This window comes from Nocardioides sp. NPDC000445, assembly GCF_040300245.1.
GTDB lineage: Bacteria > Actinomycetota > Actinomycetes > Propionibacteriales > Nocardioidaceae > Nocardioides.
Window position 1 is genome coordinate 18,520 of the sequence record NZ_JBEPDH010000009.1, and the last position, 22,038, is coordinate 40,557.

At 71.0% G+C, this 22,038-nt stretch carries 22 protein-coding genes; 14 read left to right on the plus strand and 8 right to left on the minus strand.

Features of this window, described 5'->3' with window-relative positions; all coding sequences use genetic code 11:
* The first annotated feature begins 17 nt into the window (after positions 1-17).
* From ABT304_RS13705 to ABT304_RS13725, 5 genes are read left to right on the plus strand one after another with little or no spacing between them, the layout of a single operon-like run.
* Positions 18-1,160: an acyl-CoA dehydrogenase family protein gene (locus ABT304_RS13705; protein ID WP_350715905.1), complete on the plus strand. Its 1,143-nt coding sequence runs from the start codon at positions 18-20 to the stop codon at positions 1,158-1,160.
* Positions 1,157-2,203: an acyl-CoA dehydrogenase family protein gene (locus ABT304_RS13710; RefSeq protein ID WP_350715907.1), complete on the plus strand. Its 1,047-nt coding sequence runs from the start codon at positions 1,157-1,159 to the stop codon at positions 2,201-2,203. The genes ABT304_RS13705 and ABT304_RS13710 overlap by 4 nt, the downstream gene beginning before the upstream one ends.
* Positions 2,200-3,426 carry an acyl-CoA dehydrogenase family protein gene (locus tag ABT304_RS13715; RefSeq protein ID WP_350715908.1) on the plus strand — a complete coding sequence of 409 codons (1,227 nt, stop codon included), beginning with the start codon at positions 2,200-2,202 and terminating at the stop codon, positions 3,424-3,426. Before ABT304_RS13710 ends, ABT304_RS13715 begins: the two co-directional genes overlap by 4 nt.
* Before the next feature lie 3 nt (positions 3,427-3,429).
* Positions 3,430-4,527 (plus strand): acyl-CoA dehydrogenase family protein, encoded by a 1,098-nt coding sequence (locus tag ABT304_RS13720; RefSeq protein ID WP_350715909.1) that lies wholly within the window; start codon positions 3,430-3,432, stop codon positions 4,525-4,527.
* Positions 4,528-4,549: 22 nt separating this feature from the next.
* Positions 4,550-5,386, plus strand: coding sequence for an enoyl-CoA hydratase-related protein (locus tag ABT304_RS13725; protein WP_350715911.1), 837 nt, complete (start codon positions 4,550-4,552; stop codon positions 5,384-5,386).
* A gap of 11 nt (positions 5,387-5,397) precedes the next feature.
* On the opposite strand, the gene ABT304_RS13730 is transcribed toward ABT304_RS13725, so the two are convergent.
* Genes ABT304_RS13730 through ABT304_RS13750 form a run of 5 tightly spaced genes read right to left on the minus strand, consistent with a single transcriptional unit; the run spans position 5,398 to position 10,666 of the window.
* The gene (locus ABT304_RS13730; protein WP_350715913.1) at positions 5,398-6,528 is read right to left on the minus strand and encodes an acyl-CoA dehydrogenase family protein; all 1,131 of its coding nucleotides are present in this window, start codon (positions 6,526-6,528) and stop codon (positions 5,398-5,400) included.
* A complete protein-coding gene (locus ABT304_RS13735) occupies positions 6,525-7,751 on the minus strand; it encodes an acyl-CoA dehydrogenase family protein (RefSeq protein ID WP_350715914.1) in 1,227 nt (408 codons plus the stop codon). The genes ABT304_RS13730 and ABT304_RS13735 overlap by 4 nt, the downstream gene beginning before the upstream one ends.
* Positions 7,752-7,779: 28 nt before the next feature.
* Positions 7,780-8,691, minus strand: a complete 912-nt coding sequence (locus ABT304_RS13740) for an acyl-CoA dehydrogenase family protein (protein WP_350715916.1) — start codon at positions 8,689-8,691, stop codon at positions 7,780-7,782.
* The gene (locus ABT304_RS13745; RefSeq protein WP_350715918.1) at positions 8,688-9,872 is read right to left on the minus strand and encodes an acyl-CoA dehydrogenase family protein; all 1,185 of its coding nucleotides are present in this window, start codon (positions 9,870-9,872) and stop codon (positions 8,688-8,690) included. The genes ABT304_RS13740 and ABT304_RS13745 overlap by 4 nt, the downstream gene beginning before the upstream one ends.
* Positions 9,869-10,666 (minus strand): enoyl-CoA hydratase/isomerase family protein, encoded by a 798-nt coding sequence (locus tag ABT304_RS13750; protein ID WP_350715920.1) that lies wholly within the window; start codon positions 10,664-10,666, stop codon positions 9,869-9,871. Before ABT304_RS13750 ends, ABT304_RS13745 begins: the two co-directional genes overlap by 4 nt.
* A gap of 178 nt (positions 10,667-10,844) precedes the next feature.
* Here ABT304_RS13750 and ABT304_RS13755 point away from each other — a divergent pair, with 178 nt between their 5' ends.
* Positions 10,845-12,410 carry a class I adenylate-forming enzyme family protein gene (locus tag ABT304_RS13755; RefSeq protein ID WP_350715921.1) on the plus strand — a complete coding sequence of 522 codons (1,566 nt, stop codon included), beginning with the start codon at positions 10,845-10,847 and terminating at the stop codon, positions 12,408-12,410.
* On the opposite strand, the gene ABT304_RS13760 is transcribed toward ABT304_RS13755, so the two are convergent.
* Positions 12,400-13,026 carry a TetR/AcrR family transcriptional regulator gene (locus tag ABT304_RS13760; RefSeq protein WP_350715923.1) on the minus strand — a complete coding sequence of 209 codons (627 nt, stop codon included), beginning with the start codon at positions 13,024-13,026 and terminating at the stop codon, positions 12,400-12,402. The two genes, ABT304_RS13755 and ABT304_RS13760, sit on opposite strands and share 11 nt — an antisense overlap.
* 231 nt (positions 13,027-13,257) lie before the next feature.
* Between ABT304_RS13760 and ABT304_RS13765 the strand changes: the two genes are divergently transcribed.
* The 3 genes from ABT304_RS13765 to ABT304_RS13775 are packed head-to-tail and all read left to right on the plus strand — an operon-like array spanning position 13,258 to position 16,041.
* Positions 13,258-13,749: a Zn-ribbon domain-containing OB-fold protein gene (locus ABT304_RS13765; RefSeq protein ID WP_350715924.1), complete on the plus strand. Its 492-nt coding sequence runs from the start codon at positions 13,258-13,260 to the stop codon at positions 13,747-13,749.
* Positions 13,746-14,936: a thiolase family protein gene (locus ABT304_RS13770; RefSeq protein ID WP_350715926.1), complete on the plus strand. Its 1,191-nt coding sequence runs from the start codon at positions 13,746-13,748 to the stop codon at positions 14,934-14,936. Before ABT304_RS13765 ends, ABT304_RS13770 begins: the two co-directional genes overlap by 4 nt.
* Before the next feature lie 22 nt (positions 14,937-14,958).
* On the plus strand, positions 14,959-16,041 hold the full coding sequence (locus tag ABT304_RS13775; RefSeq protein WP_350715928.1) for a Gfo/Idh/MocA family protein: 1,083 nt from the start codon (positions 14,959-14,961) through the stop codon (positions 16,039-16,041).
* 8 nt (positions 16,042-16,049) lie between these two features.
* On the opposite strand, the gene ABT304_RS13780 is transcribed toward ABT304_RS13775, so the two are convergent.
* Positions 16,050-16,892, minus strand: coding sequence for an acyl-CoA thioesterase (locus ABT304_RS13780; protein ID WP_350715930.1), 843 nt, complete (start codon positions 16,890-16,892; stop codon positions 16,050-16,052).
* A gap of 138 nt (positions 16,893-17,030) precedes the next feature.
* Between ABT304_RS13780 and ABT304_RS13785 the strand changes: the two genes are divergently transcribed.
* Positions 17,031-17,645: a nuclear transport factor 2 family protein gene (locus ABT304_RS13785; protein ID WP_350715931.1), complete on the plus strand. Its 615-nt coding sequence runs from the start codon at positions 17,031-17,033 to the stop codon at positions 17,643-17,645.
* Positions 17,646-17,713: 68 nt separating this feature from the next.
* Here ABT304_RS13785 and ABT304_RS13790 read toward each other — a convergent pair whose 3' ends face one another.
* Positions 17,714-17,995 (minus strand): hypothetical protein, encoded by a 282-nt coding sequence (locus ABT304_RS13790; RefSeq protein WP_350715933.1) that lies wholly within the window; start codon positions 17,993-17,995, stop codon positions 17,714-17,716.
* A 95-nt stretch (positions 17,996-18,090) separates the two neighbouring features.
* Between ABT304_RS13790 and ABT304_RS13795 the strand changes: the two genes are divergently transcribed.
* The 4 genes from ABT304_RS13795 (at position 18,091) to ABT304_RS13810 (ending at position 22,013) form a co-directional block, all read left to right on the plus strand.
* Positions 18,091-19,266, plus strand: a complete 1,176-nt coding sequence (locus tag ABT304_RS13795; protein WP_350715934.1) for an amidohydrolase family protein — start codon at positions 18,091-18,093, stop codon at positions 19,264-19,266.
* Positions 19,267-19,406: 140 nt separating this feature from the next.
* Positions 19,407-20,318, plus strand: a complete 912-nt coding sequence (locus ABT304_RS13800) for a VOC family protein (RefSeq protein ID WP_350715936.1) — start codon at positions 19,407-19,409, stop codon at positions 20,316-20,318.
* 101 nt (positions 20,319-20,419) lie between these two features.
* Positions 20,420-20,872 carry a Zn-ribbon domain-containing OB-fold protein gene (locus ABT304_RS13805; protein ID WP_350715938.1) on the plus strand — a complete coding sequence of 151 codons (453 nt, stop codon included), beginning with the start codon at positions 20,420-20,422 and terminating at the stop codon, positions 20,870-20,872.
* Positions 20,865-22,013 (plus strand): thiolase family protein, encoded by a 1,149-nt coding sequence (locus ABT304_RS13810; RefSeq protein ID WP_179658686.1) that lies wholly within the window; start codon positions 20,865-20,867, stop codon positions 22,011-22,013. Before ABT304_RS13805 ends, ABT304_RS13810 begins: the two co-directional genes overlap by 8 nt.
* Positions 22,014-22,038: the final 25 nt, after the last annotated feature.

Below are 22,038 nucleotides of genomic sequence, written 5' to 3' on the forward strand. Positions count from 1 at the left end.
CGATGGTTGCCGCAAGGGTGACCACGACCAGACGCCCTCACCTGCCACAGGTCGCTGTCGAGAGCGAGGACCTGCTCGACCTGCGCCGACAGGTGCGGGCATTCCTCGATGAGGAGTTCGGCAGCGGCCGGATCACGCCGCAGGTCGACTCGTGGCTGACCGGCTGGGACGAGGAGTTCACCCGCCGGCTGGCCGCGCGCGGCTGGCTGGGAATGACGATCCCGACAGCGTACGGCGGGCGGGGACGTACGTTCCTGGAGAGGTTCGTGGTCACCGAGGAGCTGCTCGCCGCCGGTGCGCCACTGGCCGCGCACTGGATCGCCGACCGGCAGATCGCGCCGTCGGTGCTGAAGTACGGCACCGAGCACCAGAAGCGCGCGCTGCTGCCGGCGATCGCGGCGGGGGAGACGTACTTTGCCATCGGCATGTCCGAACCCGACTCCGGCTCGGACCTCGCCTCGGTGCGCACCCGGGCGACCCGCGACGGCGACGGCTGGCGGATCAGCGGCACCAAGGTCTGGACCTCCGGGGCTCACCGGGCGCACCGGTTCATCGTGCTGGCCCGTACGGCGCCGGTCGACGAGCGCGACAGGCACGCCGGCCTGAGCCAGTTCGTAGTCGACCTGCGCGTGCCCGGGGTCGAGGTGCGGCCGATCGTCTCGATGGACGGGCGGCACCACTTCAACGAGGTCTTCCTCGACGAGGTGCGCGTGGCCGAGGAGTGGGTCTTCGGCACGATCGGCGCGGGCTGGGAGCAGGTGACCTCCGAGCTCGGCTACGAGCGCAGCGGACCGGAGCGGTTCCTGAGCACCTTCCCGCTGCTCGCCGCGCTGCTGTCCGCCGAGAGCCCCGGCGCCGAGGTGGGTCGCGCGCTGGCGCGCACCGCGGCGCTCCACCAGCTCTCCTCCGCGGTCGCCGGTGGGCTCTCCCGAGGCGAGTCGGTCGACGTGGCCGCCGCGATCACCAAGGTGCTGGGCACCACCCATGAGGGCGACGTCGCCGAGCTCGGCGGCACGATGGTCGGCGAGACGGCGACCGACGAGCGGCTGGCTCGGCTGGCGGCCACGGCCCTGGTCCAGCGCCCCGGGTTCACCATCCGAGGCGGCACGAACGAGATCCTGCGCGGCGTGATCGCGCGCGGCTGGGGGCTGCGCGGATGACCGGATCCGACACTGCCGTCGACCCGGAGCTGGCCGCGCTCTTCGACAAGGTGCTCGCCGACTGGCGCGCCGCCCGGCCGTCCGCGGGCGCGACTCTCGACCTGGACCGGACGCTGTGGGGGCAGCTGACCGAGCTCGGCCTGACCCGGCTGGCCCGCGAGGCCGACTGGCCCACCTTCGCCGAGCTGCTGCGCGCCGCCGCCCGGCACGCCGCCCCGGTGCCGCTGGCCGAGCACGACGCGCTCGCCGGATGGGCTCTCGGCACCGCCGGGATCGAGGCCGACGACCAGGTCCGTACGCTGGCCCGACTCGACTCCGCCGGCCTCGACCCGGCCGTGCCGTGGGCCTCGCAGGCCGACCGGATCGTCGGGCTCTTGCCCGCGGACGGGTCCTGGTTCGTGGCCGACCTCGCCGCGAGCGAGGTCACCATCGTCGCCGGCCGCGACCTCGCCGGCGCGCCTCGCGACCGGGTCAGCATCGACCCGGTCGCACTGAGGCGTTCGGTGTCGGTATCGGCGGAGGTCGCGACCGCGCTCGGCCTGCGCGGCGCGCTCGTACGGGCGGTGCAGGCGAGCGGGGCGATCGAGCGCATCGTCGACCTGTGCGTGCGGCACGTCACCGAGCGTCACCAGTTCGGCCGCCCGCTGGCCCGCTTCCAGGCGGTGCAGCACCTGGTCGCCGACGCCGCCGCGGAGGCGACGCTGCTCACCGCGGCGACCGACGCAGCGGTCGCGGTGGCCGCGGCGTACGACTCCTCCCAGGCGACCCTCGCCGAGCTGGAGCGGGCGGTCGCGGTGGCCCGCTCGGTGCTCGGCGTGTCCGCAGACGTGGTGGTGCGGAACGCCCACCAGGTGCACGGCGCGATCGGGACGACCCTGGAGCATCCGCTGCAGGAGCTGACCCGGCCGGTGCTCGCCTGGCGCAGCGACTACGGCTCCGTACGTCACTGGGACCGGCGCGTCGCCGAGATCGTGGCCTCGGCCGGCACCGACCCGTGGTCCGCACTCATCGGACGCATCGAGCATGAAGGAGAGACGCGTTGACCAGCACTGGTGAGACCCCGGGCTTCCGCGAGGAGGTGCGGGCGTTCCTGCGCGCCGAGCTGCCCGCCGACTGGCAGGGTGTGGGCGCGCTGCCGGCCCCCGAGCGGGCGGAGTTCGTGGCGCGCTGGCGCAAGATCGCCGGATCGCGCGGCTATCTCGCGGTGGCCTGGCCCGAGGCGTACGGCGGCCGGGGGCTGACCAAGGTCGACCATCTGGTGGTCGTGGAGGAGTTCTCCCGAGCGAGGGTGCCGGTCGGCACCCCGGGCGACACCGTCTCGATCAAGATGCTGGGCAACACGGTGAACAAGTGGGGCACGCCGGAGCAGAAGGCGCGGATCCTGCCGAGGATCATCTCCGGCGAGGACGTCTGGTGCCAGGGCTACTCCGAGCCGGAGTCCGGCTCGGACCTCTCCAGCCTGCGTACGAAGGCGGTGCTGCGCGAGGGCGAGTGGCACATCGACGGGCAGAAGATCTGGACCTCCAACGCGGCGGGCGCCAACTGGATGTTCGCGCTGACCCGCACCAACCCCGACGCTCCCCGGACCCAGGGCATCACGATGCTCATCCTGCCGATGGACCAGCCCGGAGTCGAGGTGCGCCCAATCGAGATGCTCAGCGGTGGCCGCGACTTCTGCGAGGTCTTCTTCACCGACGCGCGTACGCCGGCCGAGAACGTGATCGGCGCCGTCGACGACGGCTGGACGGTGGCGAACTCGCTGCTCAGCCACGAGCGCGGCGAGGAGGCGGCGGTCAACCCGGTGCTGTTCGGGCTCGAGCTCGCCCGGCTGCTGGACCTGGTGCGCGAGCGCGGCGCCGAGCGGAACCCGGCCGTCCGGGCACGGGTCGCCGCGGCGTACTCCGAGCTGTTGGTGATGAAGGCGATGGGTGACCGGATCCTGGCCTCGTACGTCCGTGGTGGGACGCTGGGTCCGGAGGCGTCGGTCGCGAAGCTCTACTGGAGCGAGTACCACCAGCGGCTCTCCGCGATCGCGGTCGACGTGCTCGGCTCCGACGCGCTCGTCTGGGAGGGCGACCTGCCGATGCGCTGGTTCCGCGCGGACGACCCCGGCGCGCCGAACACCTCGGCCTCCTGGCTCGCCGTTCACCTGCAGAACTCGCTGGCCGGCACCGTCTACGCCGGCACCTCGCAGATCCAGCGCAACATCATCGCCGAGCGGGCCCTCGGCCTGCCTCGCGAGCCGCGCGTGACGAAGGAGGGATGAGCGATGGAACGGCTCGACTACGAGGAGCAGGCCGACTACCGCGACTGGATCCGGGAAGGGCTGGCCCGGCTGGCCCCGCTGGATCGGTCCCGGGTGCTGGTCGAGGAGGGGCGACGGACCGACCTGCGTGCGGGGCTGGGCGAGATGGGGGTGCTGGGGCTCGCGGTCGGTGCCGAGCACGGCGGCGCCGACGCCGGGCCCGAGGCGCTGGCGATCTTCCTGGAGGAGGCCGGGCGGGTGCTGCTGCCCGCGGCTCACCTGACCTCGGTGGCGGTCGTACCGTTCGTGCTTCGCCAGGACCTCGCCGGGACCGGGCCTGACCTGCTGGCGGCGCTGGCCGGCGGTGAGGCCGTCGTGACGATCGCCGACCTCGACGATCCGGAGCGGCCGGTGACGCTGGCTGACGGGTCGGCGACCGGCACCAAGGTGGCGGTGATCGATGCCGACGTGGCGACCCATGCGCTGGTCGTCGTCGGGGACGCGATCGTGGTCCTGGACCTGGCCGGGCCCGGCGTACACATCGAGCACCTGGACAACCTGGACCGGACCCGCCCGGTGGCTCGGCTGCACCTCGAGACCGCACCCGTGGTCCCGCTCGGCCTGGCGGATGCCGCCACGGTCATCGCCGAGACTCGTACGCTGCTCCGGCTGGCCATCGCCAGCGAGACTGCCGGCCAGGTGGCGGCCTGCTGCGACCTCTCGGTCGACTACGCCAAGACTCGACACCAGTTCGGTCGGCCGATCGGCGGGTTCCAGGCGGTCAAGCACGCCTGCGCGGACATGTTCGTCGCCGCTCAGGCGACCTCCGCGGCGGTCGCGGCGGCGTACGCCTCCTGGTTCGACGAGCCCGGGCATCGTGACCTCGTCGCCCCGGCGACGATCGCCTACGCGCTGCGGGCCGGGTTCGACGTGGCCGCCTCCACCATGCAGATCCACGGCGGCATCGCGTTCACCGCCGAGGCGATGCCGCAGCTCTATCTCAAGCGCGCCAAGGCTGCTCAGCTGCTCGCCGGCGGGGTCGACGCGACCACCGACTGGCTCGCCGCCGCGATCCTCGACGGGGCCACAGACCCGCTCGCGCCGATCCTCGGCCGACCCTGACCAGCCCGAAAGGACGGCACCGATGCCACAGCACATCAGCGTCGAGGTGGCCGACGGCGTCGCCACGGTGACCTTCGACAAGCCCGAGCGCAGGAATGCCTGGGACCCGGTCATGGAGCGGGAGTACTTCGCCGAGCTGGACCGGCTCGACCGCGACGACGAGGTCCGCGCGATCGTGGTGACCGGTGCGGGGAGCACCTTCTGTCCCGGGGTCGACGCCCAGCGCCTGGAGTCGGCCGTCGGCACTGGCATGAACCTGTCCGGCCGCGTCTCCCCGACCACGGCGGCCGGCTACCGCAAGCCGATCGTGGCCGCGATCAACGGTGCCTGCGCAGGCATGGGCCTGGTGCAGGCGCTGATGTGCGACGTACGCTTCGCCGCCCGCGGTGCCCGGTTCACCACCGCCTTCTCCCGCCGCGGGCTCGCGGGGGAGTACGGCATCACCTGGGTCCTGCCGCGGCTGGTCGGCATCGAGAACGCGCTCGACCTGCTGCTCTCGGGCCGGGTGATCGAGGCCGACGAGGCCCGCGAGCTCGGCCTCGTCAGCCGCGTCGTCGAGCCCGACGACCTGCTCGACGCTGCCCAGACGTACGCCGCCGACCTCGCCCGGCACTGCTCCCCGGCCTCGATGGCCCTGATCAAGAACCAGGTCTGGAGCGGACTGGACACCGGCTTCGACGAGGCGCTCGCCGGCACCTACCGAGCCATGGCGTACGCGGCTGGTGGCCGTGACTTCGGCGAGGGCGTGGCCAGCTTCCTCGAGCGCCGGGACCCGGAGTTCGCCCCGCTCGACCCCCACCTCGCGCCCGAGGAGATCACCGGCCGCCGCGTCGCCCAGGCCGGTGACCTTCTCAGCTGATCAGACGCTGATCAGACGCCGAGGGTGGCGAGCAGGCGCTCGTGATAGACCGCGGGGCCGCCGAACATGAGCTGGTCGGCCTTGGCGCGCCGGTAGTAGAGGTGGGCCGGGTGCTCCCAGGTGAACCCGATCCCGCCGTGGACCTGGATGTTCTCGGCGGCGACGTACATGAACGCCTCTGAGCACACCGAGTGGGCGACGGCAGCGGCCACGGCCGCCGGTGGGGCGTCGTCGAAGCCGTCAGCGGCGCGGAGTGCCTCGGTGGCGGCGGCGTCGGCGAGGGTGACCCGGGCGAGCATGTCGGCGAGCTTGTGCTTGACCGCCTGGAAGGAGCCGATCGCGCGGCCGAACTGTTCGCGTTCCTTGGCGTACGCCACGGCCATCTCCAAGCAGGCGCGGGCGGCGCCGACCTGTTCGGCGGCCAGGGCGACGCTGGCGCGGACCAGTACGTCGGCGAGGATCTGCGGTGCGGCGCCGAGGTCGCCCACCAGGACCGCGGGCGTCTCGGAGAGGGCGACGCGGGAGATCGGCCGGGTGATGTCGAGCGTACGCAGCGCGCCGGCGCTCAGCCCGGCGGCGCCGGCGTCGACGGCGAAGAGCGCGGGCCCCGCCGGGGTCGAGGCTGCGACCAGGAGAAGGTCGGCGCTGCTGCCTTCGGGGACGAGCGTCTTCTCGCCGGTGAGCACCCAGCTGCCGCCGTCCTCCCGGGCGGTGGTGGCGAACCCGTCGGTACGCCACGCCCCATCCGCCTCTACCACTGCGAGCGTGCCGACCACCGACCCGTCCGCGATCCCCGGGAGACGGGTAGAGCAGGCGGTCTCGTCACCCGACGCGAGCAGTGCCCCGGCAGCGAGGATGACCGAGGAGAAGAACGGCCCGGGCGTCATCGCGCGCCCCATCTCGCCGAGCACGATGCCGAGCGCGACCAGGCCGAACCCGTCCCCGCCGTACGCCTCCGGGATCGCCATCGCCGGCAACCCGAGCTCGGTGGCGAGCCGCTGCCACAGGTCGACGTCGTAGCCGGGGTCGGCGGCCACAGCCCGGCGTACGGCCTGCTCGCCGCTGTACTCGGCGAGGAAGGCGCGGACCGTGCCGCGCAGGTCCTCCAGCTCGCCCTCGGTGATGGTCGTGGTCTTGGTCATGACGGCTCCTTCGGGAGGCCGAGGACACGCTCGCCCAGGATGTTCTTCATGATCTCCTCGGTGCCGCCGAGGATGCGGAAGGCCGGGGCGGAGAGCAGCAGCTCGTTCCACGAGAACGTGCCCCACTCGCCGGTGTCCGCCGTCAGCCGCGGGCCGACCAGCTCGGCGGCCAGGTGGGCGATCCGGGTGAGGTTCTGCGCCCACAGCAGCTTGGAGACCGAAGCCTCCGGGCCTGGCTGGGCGCCGCTGCGCAGCCGCCGGATCGTGGCTCGGTTGAGGTATTCGGCCGCGGTGAGGTCCGCGGTGATCTCGGCCAGCCGACGGCGCGCGGCCGCGTCCTCGCCGTGCCCGGACTCGTGCAGCAGTGCGGCCAGGAACCCGTCGGACAGCACCCGGGCGACCCCGGTGGAGGCCTCGTTGCCCACGCTTGCCCGCTCGTTCATCAGCGTCGTGAGCGCGACCCGCCAGCCGCCGTTCACCTCGCCGAGCCGATGGTCGTCGGGCACGTGGACGTCGGTCAGGAAGACCTCGTTGAACTCCGCGCCGCCGCTCATCTGTCGCAGCGGCCGCACCTCGACGCCGGGCAGTGACAGGTCCACCAGGAACGCGGTGATCCCCTTGTGCTTGGGCGCGTCGGGGTCGGTGCGGCACAGCGCCATCCCGATCTGGGCGTGCTGGGCGACCGAGGTCCAGACCTTCTGGCCGCGCAGCACCCAGCCGTCCTCGGTGCGCGAGGCGCGGGTCTGCACCCCGGCGAGGTCGGAACCGGCGCCGGGCTCGCTGAAGAGCTGGCATGCGATCACCTCACCGCGGAACATCGCCGGCAGGTAGAGCTCCTTGATCTCGTCGCGGCCGTGGGACAGGATCGTCGGTCCGATCATCCCGAGACCGATCAGCGAGAGCACCCCGGTGTCAGGCACGTCGTACTCCGCCTCGATCTGGTCATAGACCAGATCGTGCACCCCGCTGAGCTCACGGCCGCCGTACGCCTCCGGGCCGGTGATCCAGCCGAAACCGTTCTCGTAGCGGGTCCGCTGCCAGGCCCGGGCCTGGTCGACCAACGCCTGCTCCACCTCGGGCGGATCCTCGCTGAAGTATCCGGTGTGGTCCTCGCCCTTGCCCCAGATGACGGCGTCGGTGCTGCGGCGCTCGGCGTGGGCGTCCAGGAAGGCGCGGGCCTCGTCGGCGAACGCGGCGAGCGGGTCCGCCTCGGTCGTGGTCATCACACAGGTCTCCTAGATCATGTTGAAGCTAGATGGCGGCGATCGGCTCGGCGGGCGCGCCGGACAGCAGGTCGAGGCCCAGCCGTGTGCTCAGCTCGCGAGAGGAGCCGAGCAGTACGTCGAGCGCGGCCGCCCGGGTCACGGCCCGATGCACGTCGCTCTCCAGGGTCAGCCCCATCGCGCCGTGCACCTGTACGACGTGTCGCATCACCAGGGCCTGGGTGGTGCCGGCACGGTGCTTGGCCACCCGGGCGGCACGCGCGACGGTCGCCACCGGGGCGTCGGCGACGCCCGCTGCCTCGAGGGTCGCGCGGGTGTTCTCGATGGCGGCGTGCGCCTCGGCCAAGGCGTGCCGCACGGCCTGGAACGAGGCGAGCGGGCGGCCGTACTGGTGCCGGACGGTGGTGTGCGAGACCGCCATCGCCAGCGCCGTCTCGCAGACGCCGACGATCTCGGCGGTGAGGGCCCTGCGCGCGGCAGCGACGGCGAGGGCCAAGGTCTCGGCGCTGACGTCGAGCGGCTCTCCGCTCGCGGTGGTGTCGAGGCGGTGCCAGGTCGTGGCCCGGTCGAATCCCCGCACCGGCTGGAGCCGCCCGGACACCTCCGTGATCGGCAGCACGGCCGCGGCATTCTCGTCGAGGACCACCACCTGCTCGGTGCCTTCCTCGGGTCGACCCAGCAGGATCCCGGCGTACGCCACGACGGTGCCCTCCGGCGAGCCCAGTGCGTGCGTGACCACGTCGTCCAGGAGCCGTGTGGAGGCCAGCGCCCGGCCCTGGGCGCCGAAGAGCAGGACCGCTGCGGTCTCCCTGTCGGCCTCGACGACGTCCGCCCAGCCCAGCTCGGCCAGCGCGGAAGAGAGGTCGCCAGGGGTGCCGGCCAGCACCTCGTCGAGCGAGACACGCACTGAGGCGAGCGTCTGGGCATCGAGTGCGGTCATGAGGCCACCTCCTTCGGCAGCCGTAGCACGTGGTCGGCGAGGACGGTCCGCTGCACCTCCGCCGAGCCGCCGAGGATGGTCGCGGAGCGGCTGTACCACCACTCCTCGCGCCACTCCTCGTGCCTGACCGAGCCGCCCAGCACGAAGTCTGTCCCGAGCAGGTCGCGGGCCAGGTCGTGGAGCCCGGTCTCGGCCCGGGCTGTGGCGATCTTGTCGACCGCCGCCTCCGGGCCGACCGGCTCGCCGGCGGCCAGCCGCCGGATGGTCTGCGCGCTGCGAGCGCGGAGGGTGACCAGGTCGGCGTAGACCTCCCCGATCCGGGTGGTCAGCCCGTCAGGCACCTCCGAGCCCCGCACGGTGCCGACCAGGTCGCGGAGTCGGCCGAGACCGGCGGCGGCCAACTGCCAGGGATACATCGAGCGCTCGAACTGCATCAGATACATCGCCACGCCCCAGCCGCCGTCCTCAGGCCCGACCAGCCGGTCGGCGCTGACCCGGACGTCGTCGAAGAAGATCTCGGCGAGCTCGTTGCGGCCGCTCGCGATCGCGATCGGTCGCACGCTGACACCGGGGGAGTCCCGGTCGATCACGATCATCGAGAGGCCCCGGTGCCGCGACTCGACCGTGCCCGTACGAACCAGGCAGACGAAGCGCGACGCGGTCGCGCCCAGGCTGGTCCACAGCTTCTGACCCGAGACGACGTACGCGTCGCCGTCACGCCTCGCCCGGCAGCGCAGCCCGGCCAGGTCGCTCCCCGCCTCGGGCTCGGAGAACCCCTGCCCCCACCACTCGAGGCCGGCCAGGGCCCGGGGGAGCAGCTCGGCTGCGAGCGCCGGCGCGAAGCGCGCCAGGGTCGGCCCGAGCACCTCCAGCACGAGCGACGGCAGCGGGATGGCCAGGCCGGCGGCGACCAGCTCGTCGTAGAGCACCGCCCGGTGGCGTACGTCGCCGCCCAGGCCGCCCGCCTCGGCGGGCCACCCGACCCGGTTCCATCCGCCGGCATGGAGCTCGCCCATCAGCCCGGCGTCGGCGGCGCACTGCCCCTCGGTCGTCCGATGCAGTACGCCGCGCCAACCCGCGAACCGATCCGCCCCCTGACGGGGTGGCGCCAGGTGGGCACGCAGCGCGGCGGCGTACACCCGGTGGTCCGCGACCAGATCGGCGGCAGTCTCGGGGATCACGACGACGCGGCCGCCTTGGCGCGGCTCTTCTCCAGGAACGCGGTGATCAGGGCGCGGTGCTCGGGGGTGTCGAAGGCGGCGTACTCCTCGGTGAGGGCGTACTCCAGCACACCGGTGACCGCCCGCTTGAGGTGGATGTTGAGCGCGCGCTTGGTGGTCTGCACGGCGTGCGGCGGCTGGGCGGCGAGCCGCTCGGCCAGCACGAGCGCCTCACCGAGCACGTCGGCATCGGGCACGACACGGTTGGCCAGCCCGATCTCGACGGCGAGCGCCGCGGGGATCCGGGCGCTGGTCAGCAGATACTCCTTGGCGCGGAGCATGCTCATCATCAGCGGCCAGGTGGGTGCACCGCCGTCGGCGGCGGTGAGCCCGACGCCGACATGCGGGTCGCACAGATAGGCCGACTCCGCGATCAGCACGATGTCGCTGCAGGCGGCGAGGCTGGCGCCGAGGCCGACCGCCGGGCCGTTGACGGCGGCCACGACCGGCAGCGGGAACTCCAGCAGCTCGCGGACCAGGCGTCCGGCGCCGTCGATCTCCTGGCGCCGTGCGGACCTGTCGTCCCACAGCTCGACGAAGTGCTCGAAGTCGCCGCCGGCGCTGAACGCCCGGCCGGCGCCGGTCAGGACCACGGCGCGGGCGTCGCGGTCCTGAGCGAGGTGCTGCCAGACCGAGACCAGGGCGTCGTGGAGGGCCTCATTGGTGGCGTTCATCGCCTCGGGTCGGTTCAAGGTCACGACGCGAACGGCACCTCGTGACTCGATGAGGAGCTCGGGGGCGAAGGGGTTGTCCATCATCTCTCCTCGTAGCCGTCACGGTTGGGTGCGGGGATCCCATTCGAGCGTTAGTTGACGTTAATGTCAAGTGGCTCTAATGTCGTCGATGTGGCTCATGTCACAGGTCGTGCGGGCGAGGACGTGCACAGGGCGCGTCGGTCGACCGGGTCGCCCGCACCTACGTCGAGGAGCAGAGATGACCTCACCATGGCCATGGGCCTTGGATGCCCGCACGGTGGACGGTCTGTTGGCCGAACGGGCGCGAACGACGCCGACGCAGCCCGGACTCATCGACGAGGTCGGCACGACGCTGACCTGGTCGGAGCTGGAGCGAGCGGTCGATGGTGCTGTCGGTTGGCTGAGCGCGCAGGGGATCGAGCCGGGCACCCGGGTGGCCTGGCAGCTCCCGACCCGCATCTCGACCGCCGTCACCATGCTGGCCCTGCGCCGCCTGGGTGCCGTCCAGGCACCGATCATCCATCTCTATCGCGACAAGGAGGTCACCGCGGCGCTGCGTACGTTCGTGGCCGACGTCCTGCTCGTGCCCGGCTTGTGGAACGGGTTCGACTACGCCGAGATGGCCGGTGGGCTCGACCTCGCCGAGGCGCCGCGGGTGATCGAGGTCGGCCACGAGATCCCGGCCGAGGCGGCGGGGCACGATCACCGGGAACCCTCGGACGCCGACTCCGACGAGGTGGCCTGGGTCTACTTCACCTCCGGATCCAGCGGGGCGCCGAAGGGCGCCCGGCACACCGACACCAGCCTGCTGACCACCGGCAGGGCCTTCGGCGGACAGGGCCGGCTGGGGGAGAAGTCCGGCGAGGTCGCCGCGATGGGCTTCCCGATCGCCCACGTCGGCGGGATCGAATATCTCATCGCCGCGCTCGCCGGCGGCTACCCGATGCTCCTGCTTGAGGCCTTCGTCCCGGACCGGGCGATCAAGGCCTTCCGGGAGTACGGAGTCACGACCACGGGCGGCGCGCCGCCGTTCTACCAGGCGCTGGTCGCGGTCGCCCGCAGCATGGCTCCCGAGCCGCTGCTGCCGACCCTGCGTACGCTCAAGGGTGGCGGCGCTCCGTGCTCGCCGGAGCTCTTCGCGGCCGTGCGCGAGACGCTCGGGATCCCGGTCGCGCACGACTACGGGATGACCGAGGTGCCGATGCTCGGCGTTGCCGACCCGCGCGACCCCGACGAGATCCTGGCGGCGACCGACGGCCGGCCGGTGCCGGGCAACGAGGTGCGGATCATGGGCCTCGACGGGGTGCCTTGCCCACCGAAGGTTCCGGGGGAGATCCAGGTCTCCGGTGCCGGCGTGTGTCGGGGCTACACCGACCCGGAGGAGACCACCAAGGCGTTCACCGCGGACGGCTGGTTCCGCACCGGTGACCTCGGGCTGCTCCATCCGACCGGGCACATCGAGGTCACCGGCAGGCTCAAGGAGCTGATCATCCGCAAGGGGGAGAACATCGCGCCGCTCGAGATCGAGTCGGCTCTCGTCACCCACCCCGCGATCGCCGAGGCGGCCGTGGTCGGGCTCCCGGACGAGGACCGTGGCGAGCTGGTCTGCGCCGTGGTCGTGCCCGCGCCAGGCACCGAGCCACCCGCCCTCGCCGACCTGTGCGACTTCCTCCTCGATGCTGGACTCATGCGTCAGAAGCTGCCTGAGCGGCTCGAGGTGGTGACCGAGCTGCCGCGTACCGGTCTGGCCAAGGTGGCCAAGGCGGAGCTGTGTCGCCGCTACGCCACCCTGGTCAGCCCTTGAGCGTGTGCAGGATCGTCTCGGCGATCGCGTCGACGACCTCGCGCTGGTCGATCGGCAGCTTGCGTACGCGGATCTGCGACCAGGAGTGGTCGAGCATCGCCAGGATGCTCAGCCCGAGCGCCTCGGGTGCGCTGGTGGGGGAGGTCTGCCGGCTCCTCAGGCCCACCCCGAGCAGGAAGGCGGCGCGCACCTGGAGGCGCCGGGCAGTCGCACGGAACTCCTCGTCGGTCGGGCCCGACTGGGCCAGGGCGTAGATGAAGGCGCCGTGCACGTCCATGAAGTCGAAGTAGGCCTGCACCCAGTCGCGGATCTCGTCGACCGTGGGCCGCTTCGGCATCTCGTCCCACATGCCGACGACTCTCATGCAGTCCTTGTAGGGCTCCACCCCGAGGATGTCGACGACCTCGTGCTTGTCCTTGAAGTAGGTGTAGAAACCTGCTCGCGAGACCCCGGCCTCGTCGGTGATGTTGTTGATCCGGGTGCCGGCGTACCCGCGGTCGAGGAAGAGCTTGCGGGCCGCGTCGAGGATGGCCTCTCGGGTGCGCAGCGCGCGGGGCCCGAGCTCGGAGGCGTCCTCGGTTCCGGCGACGTGGGTCGGACTGGCTTCCAGCGTCATCGTGCGGCCCCTCGGCGTTCGGCGAGTTCCATCCCGTCATTCTAAACGCAAAACTTGACACTGTTGTCCGGTAGGCCCCGTGACACGCTGTGCTGTTGATCACCAGTGATCGCGGAGCTGGTGACGGAGTTCCATCCGCACGCGACGGATTGGGCCTACCGTCGCAGAAGGTTCACGGCTAGGATCAGATGACAAAACTGTCAGATTGTCCCACTTCTCCGAGGAGAGTCAGTGACCGCTCCCGCACCTGCAGCGCCGCAGCCATATACGCGCCCGAGCCTGAGACTGGCCCCGAGCCCCACCCCCGAGTCACGGCAGTTCTGGACCGGCGGCGAGCGCGGCGAGCTGCTGATCTCACACTGCCGCGCCTGTGGCCACTTCTTCCACCCGCCCGCCCCGACGTGCTGGCGGTGCCGCAGCTTCGACGTCGCCCCCGAGCCGGTCTCCGGACGTGGGGTCGTCGCGGCGTACACGATCAACCGGCAGCCGTGGATCCCCGGCCTGGAGCCGCCGTACGTCGTCGCGATGGTCGAGCTGGTCGAGGACCGTGACGTACGCCTGATGACCAACCTCGTCGACGTCGCGCTCGACGAGGTCGCGATCGGGCTCGAGGTCGAGGTGTTCTTCGAGCAGTGGGGGGAACAGACCGACCACGTGGACAAGCGGGTCTGGATCCCGCTGTTCCGACCGGTGAGCAACGCAGGAGAGGTTGGCGAGGCATGAACCGCGGACCCTTCGATGGAAAGGCCGTCATCACCGGCGCCGGCAAGTCCCAGGTCGGCCGCCGGCTCGGCCGCACCGGCCTGGACCTGACCCTGGAGGCGGTCACCCGGGCGATCGCCGACGCCGGACTCGACATCGACGACGTCGACGGCATCGCCAGCTATCCCGGCCCTGGCGTCCCTGACCCCGGCTTCTCGGGCGCGGGCATCCAGGAGGTACGCAACGCGCTCGGCCTGCGCAGCCGCTGGTACGTCTCCTCGCTGGAGACCGCCGGTCAGATCGGCCCGGCGATCGAGGCCTGCATGGCCGTCACCCTCGGCCTGGCCGATCACGTCGTGGTCTTCCGCTCGGTGTGGGAGTCGACGGCACAGGCGCAGGCCGGCGGGCGGGGCTCGGTGCTCTTCAGCGGCGGCGACCTGCCTCCTCACCTGGAGTGGAGCGCCCCGTTCGGGGCCCTCTCGGCAGCCAACTGGCTCTCGATGCCGACCCAGCGCTACATGCACGAGTTCGGCCTGACCCGCGAGCAGCTCGGTGCCATCGCGGTCAACGCCCGCCGCAACGCGGGGCTGAACCCCGACGGGATCTACCGAGACCCGATGACGCTGGCCGACTACCTCGACGCCCGGATGATCTCCGAGCCCCTGTGCCTCTACGACTGCGACGTACCTTGCGACGGCGCCACCGCGGTGGTGATCTCCCGCCGGGACGCGGCCGCCGGTCTGCCGCGCCACCCGCTCACCGTCGAGTCGGTGGGCCCGGCGATGTACGAGCGGGCGACCTGGGACCAGCGCACGGATCTGACCACGATGGCCGCCCACGACTCCGGCGCCGAGCTGTGGAAGAACACCTCGCTGACGCCGGCCGATGTCGACGTCGCCCAGCTCTACGACGGGTTCAGCTTCCTGACGGTGATGTGGTTGGAGGCTCTCGGCTTCGCCGAGCACGGCCAGGTCGGCAAGCTCATCGAGGGCGGGGAGCGGATCGCGCTCGAGGGCGAGTTGCCGTTGAACACCAGCGGCGGCCAGCTCTCCGGCGGCCGGCTGCACGGCATGGGCTTCCTGCACGAGGCCTGCGTCCAGCTCTGGGGCGAGGGCGGCGAGCGCCAGGTCGGCAACGACCCCGACGTCGCGGTCGTCGGTGTCGGCGGCGGTCCGGTCGCCGGGTCGATGCTGCTCAGCACCCGCTGATCCAGAAGGGACGAGCAGTCGGATGGACCTGCGAGTGGGAATCGTCGGGATCGGCTGGGGCGCGCACGTCCAGGTGCCCGGTTTCCGGGCCGCGGACGGGTTCGACCCGGTCGCGCTCTGTGCCCGTACGCCCGAACGGCTCGCCAAGGTCTCGGCGCGGGTGGGCATCGAGGACACCTCGACGAGCTGGCGCGAGTTCGTACGCCGTGACGACCTCGATGTGATCTCGGTGGCCGCCCCGACGGCGCTGCACGCCGAGATCACCCTCGCGGCTCTCGAAGCGGGCAAGGCGGTGCTGTGCGAGAAGCCGCTCACCGACGACCTCGACCAGGCCCGGACGCTCGTGAAGGCCGCGACCGAGGCGGGCCGGCCGACCGCCTGCTGCTTCGAGAACCGCTGGAACCCGGACTGGCTCGCGGTCGCCGAGCAGGTCGGCGGCGGCTTCCTCGGGAAGCCGTACCTGGCCCGGGTCAGCCGCGCCGCGTCGTACTGGCATCCGAGCAGGCCTCCGCAGGCGGCCTGGATGTACGACCGCGAGCAGGGTGGCGGCTACCTGGCGGGCATGCTCGTGCACGACCTCGACTTCGTCCCTCACCTCTTGGGACGTCCGGTCGAGGTCTGCGCCGACGTACGCACGAGCGAGCCCGAGCGACGGCTGCCCGACGGCAGCATCCTCGCGGTCACCGCGGACGACACCGCCGCCGTCCTGCTGCGGTTCGAGTCCGGGGCGCTCGGCGTGCTGAGCGTGTCGGTCATGGGCGCGCACGCCGACCACTACCGCCTCGAGCTCCTCGGTGCCGAAGGCACCATCATCGGCGACGGCACGCTCCGCTCGACGGCGTACGCGGCGGGCCGCCCGAGCGACGAGGCCCTCGCGCCACTCGTGCCGGCGGAGCGTGAGCCGGCCCATCCCGAGCAGCTCCCCGAGGGGCTCGCCGGTCACGCGAGCCGGGCGATGGCGTTGATGCTGGAAGACTGGCTCCCGGCCTTCCACGGTGGAGCGACCAGGGCGCCGAGCTTCGAGGACGGCCTGCTCAGCCTGGCGATCGTGGACGCCGCTCGCCGCTCCTCCGATGATGGCGGCTGGGTCCGGGTGGAAGCGTGAACAGAGCGCTACTGGCCGCGGGTCGCCGGTTGGTAGCCGACCCTCTGGTAGAGGCCCTCCTGCGCGATGGACGCCACGACTGCGCCGCTCTGGTCGAAGATCGAGCCGGTGTAGAGGCCGCGGCCGTCGGCGACGGTCTGCGGCGTGTAGTGGGACAGCAGCCACTCGTCCACTCGTGTCGGGTGGTGGAACCAGACGGCATGGTCGAGACTGGCGGCGCCGTCCCAGCCCGGCGTCTCGAAGTGGTCGACGGCCCCGCTGACGTCGGACAGATAGGTGAGGGCGCACGCGTTGAGCAGGGGCGAGTCGCCGAGCCCGTCGCGGCTGCGAGCCCAGAACGTGCTCGGCCAGGCGCTGTTGCGCCGCCCGGGTGGAGCGGGCGGGATGGCGCCGACCAGGGAGAACATCCGGGGGATCTCCCAGACCGGGCACTCCTCCGGTGCTGGCACCTGCGGCATCTCGTGCGCCTGCCGGTTGAGGTCGGGGCCGCCGCCGGTGAACGAGGCCGCCATCGAGAAGATCACCTTCCCGTTCTGCCGAGCCACGACCCGGCGGGCGGAGAAGGACCGGCCGTCACGGTCACGGTCGACGACGAAGATCGTCGGGATCGAGGCATCGCCGGGCCGCAGGAAGTAGCCGTGCAGCGAGTGCGGCCGGCGTTCCTCGGTCACGGTGCGACCGGCCGCCATCAGCGCCTGCGCGGCGACCTGCCCCCCGTAGAGATGCCACTGATCCTCGAAGACCAGGTTGGCCCGGAAGATGTCCGGCTCGATCTGCTCCAGCTCCAGCAGCGTGGCCAGGTCAGCGTCAGGGAACGTCGAGGATTCTTGAAGTCCACGGGGCACGGTCATGAGGATACGGTATGTCAGATTTGCGCGGTGTGTGTCATTGGCCACTATGTGATTCAGGCCCGAATCGACGCCAGTCACCGTCCCACAACCTGACCATTCATGTCAGACAGGGTTGTCAAGAAGAGCGAGGAGCAAACGATGGACAATGCAAACACGGCACCGCGCCCCGAGATAGAGGAGGCCTTCCGGAACTACTTCGTCACCGGCCCGGTGCATGAGGACTGGGCTGCCTGGTCGCGGCTGTTCACCGACGACGCGACGTACAACGACCACTTCTGGGGCACGTTCCGGGGACCCGCGGAGATCCAGCGGTTCCTCGAGGGGACCATGTCGTTCGCGGCGCACGTCTACTCCCCGCTGATGTGGTACGCCATCGACGGAACCCGGGTCGTCTACCAGGTGGTCAACCGCGCCGACAACCCGGCCGGCGGCGCGCCGATCGACTTCCCCTCCCTGCAGATCATCGAGTACGCCGGTGGTGGCCGCTGGGCCGCCGAGTCGGACTGGTGGACGGTGCAGGAGATGAAGCTGTTCAACCAGCGCCACCGCGCCGCCCTGGCAGAAGCGGGAGGCCAGGTGGCTGACCCGCTGTCTCGCGCCGACTGGGGAGACTGGGTCGACTGGGCCAGGCCGGCCGAGGGCCACGTGGCGAGGCCGTCGTGGCTCGGACGGGACGTGCGGCCGATCGGAAGCATGGCGGACATGGACTTCGGCGTCCGTCACGAGAGGCCGGATCGGGCTCCGCGCGGTTGACGGCCGGCGGCCGCGAAACTGACGATTACGCCAGATTCTCTGGCTATCGACGCCCGCGGGTACGCGGCTCAGGTGTTGCGTACGGCCTTCCCTCGGTAGCCGAAGAAGCGCTCGAAGTTCTCGTCGTTGATCGGCTGACGGGCGTTGCGGGCGGCCGCTTCCTCCAGCTCGCCGAGGCGGGCCCGGGCAACCGCCAATTCGCTCGATCCCTCGTCAGCAAGGCCTTTCACCAGGTCTCGCTGGGCCCTCACGGCCTCTTGAAGACGTACGCCGGCCTCCCCGTAGGTGAGCAGGTCATGGTCGTCCTCGTCTTCTCGGGTCAGCAGCTCGTCCGGGTCGGGCAGGGTCATCTCGATCGCCTCTGTATCTAGTGGTGACGCAACTGTCAAATAGGGTATACGCTCGATCGCATCTGCACGACGGGGAGCGAGAGGAAGTAGCAAAGATGCCACTGCAGGACCACCACCAGATCGTCTCGGTCGACGACCACCTGATCGAGCACCCACGGGTGTGGCAGGACCGGCTCCCGGAGAAGTTCAGGGAGAAGGGGCCGCGGATCATCGAGACCGACGGCAAGCACCTGTGGCACTACGACGGGATCGTCTCGCCGACCATCGGCCTCAACGCCGTCGCGGGCAAGCCTCCCGAGGAGTGGGGGATGGACCCGGTGCGCTATGAGGACATGATCCCTGGCTGCTACGACCCGGCTGCCCGGGTCAAGGACATGGACACCGACGGCGTCCAGTCCGCGCTCTGCTTCCCGTCGTTCCCCGGCTTCGGTGGTGGCACGTTCTTCCGTGCCCCCGACAAGGAGCTGGCGCTCCTGTGCGTCCAGGCGTGGAACGACTTCCACATCGACGAGTGGTGCGCGACCGCGCCGGACCGTTACATCCCGCTGGCGATCCTGCCGCTGTGGGACATCGAGCTGATGAAGGCCGAGGTCGCCAGGGTTGCGGCGAAGGGGGCGCGAACGGTCTCGTTCCCGGACAGCCCCGTGCCGCTCGGCCTGCCGAGCTTCCACAGCCGCGAATGGGACGAGTTCTTCTCGCTGTGTGAGGAGACCGACATGGTCCTCTCGATGCACTTCGGCTCCAGCGCGTACGTCCCGGGCTTCTCGTTCTCGGGAATGCAAGCGACCGCCGACGGCCTGCAGCGGATGCCTGACGCCCCGTTCGCCGTCGCGATCACGCTGTTCTCGTCCAACCTGATGTGGAGCACCACCGATCTGCTCTTCTCCGGGGCGCTGCAGCGTCACCCGAACCTGAAGTTCTCCCTCGCCGAGGGCGGCATCGGCTGGATCCCCTACATCCTGGAGCGCTGCGACTTCGTCTGGGAGCGGCACCGCTACTACCAGCCGATCGACTTCGACGCCCGCCCCTCGGACCTGTTCCAGAAGCACATCTGGGGCTGCTTCATCGACGACGACTTCGGGGTCAAGAACCGCAACGTCATCGGCGTGGACAAGATGATGCTGGAGATCGACTTCCCGCACTCCGACTCCAACTGGCCCAACAGTCGCAAGCGGGCCGCCGAGGTGCTGGCCGACGTGCCCGACGCCGAGGTCACCAAGATCACCGAGACCAACGCTCGGGAGCTGTTCCGGTTCCCGCGGACCAGCTGAACTGCATGCGCACGGAGGGCGTCGCCGACATCGGCGGCGCCCTCCGTGCGTCTTTCCATGGTCGATTCGCGCGCAAAGGGCGGCGCTCGGAGTAGTATCTTGACGAAAGTGTCAACTACTTCCGTCCGAATCGAGGAGCCATGAGCGATCGATCGCAGCCACCGCCCACAACGACCGGCGTGCACGCAGTCCTGCATTGCAACGTCAACACCCGTGACGCTGCCGGGTCCGCGGCCTTCTACGAGCGCTTCGGGTTCACGCTGCGGATGCGCTCGACCAGCGACGACACCGACGGGAGCGCGCTCGGCATCCCGGGACGGACCGTCTCCGACACCTGGTTCGAGTACGACGCCCGCGGCCCGCGCGCGGCGCCGGCCGTGGAGCTCGTCGAATGGCAGGAGCCCGCGACCGCACCGCGTCCCGCGCTGTCCGACGGCCATGCGGCGGGCTTCGCCGGCCTCGGCATCCGGGTCGCAGACGTGGCTGACCTTCCGGCCGGGGTGGACGCCGACCCGATCGAGGTCTATGTCCGCGGACGGTCGCGCAAGGGCGTACTGACCCAAGGTCCTGACGGGGTTCCGGTCGAGATCGTCGAGATCGACCCGGGTGCGGAGCCGCGCGAGGGACGGGATGGCGGCAGGCTCTCTCATGCTCGCCTCGTCAGCACCGACCTGGACCGGACGATCGCCTGGTTCGCGGAGCTCGGCTGGCGGGTGGTCGGTGACGTACGTCCTGACGGGGTCTCGCTCGGCGTGGCCGAGGATCCGACGTTCTCCCTCGAGTTCGATCTCGACGCCGACGCGGTTCCGCACGGCATGCGTGCGAACTCCGAGGGTCTGTATCGAATCGCCCTGGCCGTCGAGGACGTGTCCGGCGCGGTCGAGCGCTTGCGCGGGCTCGGGTGGAGCGTCGCCGAACCGGAGTTCATCCCCATGGTCGACACCCCGACCGGCGGCTTCACGGTGGTCGTGCTGACTGACCCCGACGGCGTGGTCGCCGAGCTGGTGACCCGCCCCAGGTCTGAGGTGCGCCGTCCCGCCGATCCGGCTTGACAACCTTGTTGACGAAAGTGTCAACTGCTGCTCTACTTGGTTGTCAGGACGATCCCGATTCCGTCACCGTCACGGGTCCGCGCCCGGGAAGGAAATGCCCCATGAGTCAGGTGCCCATCGCAGAGGACCTGTTCACCTGGCCGACCGACCAGCCCGCTCTGATCGCCGGCCGCTCCTCCGACGGGAAGCTCGTCTTCCCCTACCGCAGCCACCGCCTGGTCGGGGGCGTGCGCGAGGAGCTGGAGAAGGTCGAGCTGCCTCGTAGCGGCACGCTGTGGGCCTTCACCACCCAGCGGTTCCGGCCGCCGGCCCCGCCGTATGCAGGTGATGACGACCCCCAGAGCTTCGAGCCGTTCTCGGTCGGATACGTCGAGCTGCCCGGTGCGCTGCGCATCGAGGCCCGGCTCACCGAGCCCGACCCTTCGATGCTGTCGATCGGGCAGCCGATGGAGCTTCGGATCGTGCCCTTCGGCACCGACGCCGCGGGCAACCAGACGATGATCTACGCGTTCGCGCCGGTGGCCGACGCGGGAACGGGAGCAACCGATGACTGAGCCCGAGGTCGCCATCATCGGCGTGGGGCTGCACCCCTTCGGCCGCTACGACGGCAAGTCCGCCCTGGAGATGGGCGAGGACGCCGTGATCGACGCTCTCGCCGACGCCGGCGTCGGCTGGAGCGACGTACAGGCACTGTGGGCCTCGAGCATGGAGGTCAAGAACCCGGAGGCGATCACCGGCCTGCTCGGGATGACCGGCATCCCCGCTCGGGCGACGTTCACCGGCTGCGCCTCGGGCGCGACCGTGCTGGCCCAGGCGGCGAACGCGATCCGGCTCGGCGACCACGAGCTCACCGTGGCCGTCGGCCTCGACAAGCACCCGCGCGGCGCCTTCTCAGATCACCCCTCGGTCTCCGGCCTGCCCAACTGGTACGGCGAGGCCGGGCTCTTCCTGACCACGCACTTCTTCGGTCTGAAGATCAACCGCTACATGCACGACCACCAGATCAGCCACGAGACCCTGGCCAAGGTGGCGGCGAAGGCCTTCCGCAACGGCGAGCGCACCGCGCACGCCTGGCGGCGTAAACCGATCGCGGAGGAGGAGATCCTCGCCTCGCCGGTGCTCAACTGGCCGCTGCGGCAATACATGTACTGCGGCCCCGACGAGGGCGCGGCGGCCGTGGTGCTCTGCCGCGCCGACATCGCCCACAAGTACACCGACACTCCGATCTACCTGCGCGCCAGCACCCTGTTCTCCCGCCGGGAGGGCGCCTTCGAGCTGCTCAGCCCGTCGCTGCCGCTGGAGTCGGTCCCGAGCCCGACGGTGTACGCCTCGAACGCGGCCTATGAGCAGGCGGGCATCGGCCCCGAGGACGTCGACGTGATCCAGCTGCAGGACACCGACGCGGGCTCGGAGATCATCCACCTGGCCGAGAACGGCTTCTGTGCCGACGGTGAGCAGGAGCAGCTCATCGCTGAAGGTGCCACCGAGATCGGCGGCCGACTCCCGGTCAATACCGACGGCGGCCTGCTCGCCAACGGCGAGCCGGTCGGTGCCTCCGGGCTGCGGCAGATCTACGAGCTGGCCAACCAGCTGCGTGGCCGTGCTGGGGGCCGCCAGGTCGCGGGCGCCAAGGTCGGCTACGCCCAGCTGTACGGCGCCCCCGGCACGGCCGCGGTCACGATCCTGTCGACCTGAGGATCGCGCCGCCGGCCGTACCAGC

Excerpts from the sequence above, each read along its gene's own strand:
- ABT304_RS13710 (WP_350715907.1), top strand. The coding sequence starts at position 1,157 with ATGACCGGATCCGACACTGCCGTCGACCCGGAGCTGGCCGCGCTCTTC.
- ABT304_RS13720 (WP_350715909.1), top strand. The coding sequence starts at position 3,430 with ATGGAACGGCTCGACTACGAGGAGCAGGCCGACTACCGCGACTGGATC.
- ABT304_RS13725 (WP_350715911.1), top strand. The coding sequence starts at position 4,550 with ATGCCACAGCACATCAGCGTCGAGGTGGCCGACGGCGTCGCCACGGTG.
- ABT304_RS13730 (WP_350715913.1), bottom strand. The coding sequence starts at position 6,528 with ATGACCAAGACCACGACCATCACCGAGGGCGAGCTGGAGGACCTGCGC.
- ABT304_RS13735 (WP_350715914.1), bottom strand. The coding sequence starts at position 7,751 with ATGACCACGACCGAGGCGGACCCGCTCGCCGCGTTCGCCGACGAGGCC.
- ABT304_RS13740 (WP_350715916.1), bottom strand. The coding sequence starts at position 8,691 with ATGACCGCACTCGATGCCCAGACGCTCGCCTCAGTGCGTGTCTCGCTC.
- ABT304_RS13750 (WP_350715920.1), bottom strand. The coding sequence starts at position 10,666 with ATGGACAACCCCTTCGCCCCCGAGCTCCTCATCGAGTCACGAGGTGCC.
- ABT304_RS13755 (WP_350715921.1), top strand. The coding sequence starts at position 10,845 with ATGACCTCACCATGGCCATGGGCCTTGGATGCCCGCACGGTGGACGGT.
- ABT304_RS13760 (WP_350715923.1), bottom strand. The coding sequence starts at position 13,026 with ATGACGCTGGAAGCCAGTCCGACCCACGTCGCCGGAACCGAGGACGCC.
- ABT304_RS13770 (WP_350715926.1), top strand. The coding sequence starts at position 13,746 with ATGAACCGCGGACCCTTCGATGGAAAGGCCGTCATCACCGGCGCCGGC.
- ABT304_RS13775 (WP_350715928.1), top strand. The coding sequence starts at position 14,959 with ATGGACCTGCGAGTGGGAATCGTCGGGATCGGCTGGGGCGCGCACGTC.
- ABT304_RS13780 (WP_350715930.1), bottom strand. The coding sequence starts at position 16,892 with ATGACCGTGCCCCGTGGACTTCAAGAATCCTCGACGTTCCCTGACGCT.
- ABT304_RS13785 (WP_350715931.1), top strand. The coding sequence starts at position 17,031 with ATGGACAATGCAAACACGGCACCGCGCCCCGAGATAGAGGAGGCCTTC.
- ABT304_RS13790 (WP_350715933.1), bottom strand. The coding sequence starts at position 17,995 with ATGACCCTGCCCGACCCGGACGAGCTGCTGACCCGAGAAGACGAGGAC.
- ABT304_RS13795 (WP_350715934.1), top strand. The coding sequence starts at position 18,091 with ATGCCACTGCAGGACCACCACCAGATCGTCTCGGTCGACGACCACCTG.
- ABT304_RS13800 (WP_350715936.1), top strand. The coding sequence starts at position 19,407 with ATGAGCGATCGATCGCAGCCACCGCCCACAACGACCGGCGTGCACGCA.
- ABT304_RS13805 (WP_350715938.1), top strand. The coding sequence starts at position 20,420 with ATGAGTCAGGTGCCCATCGCAGAGGACCTGTTCACCTGGCCGACCGAC.
- ABT304_RS13810 (WP_179658686.1), top strand. The coding sequence starts at position 20,865 with ATGACTGAGCCCGAGGTCGCCATCATCGGCGTGGGGCTGCACCCCTTC.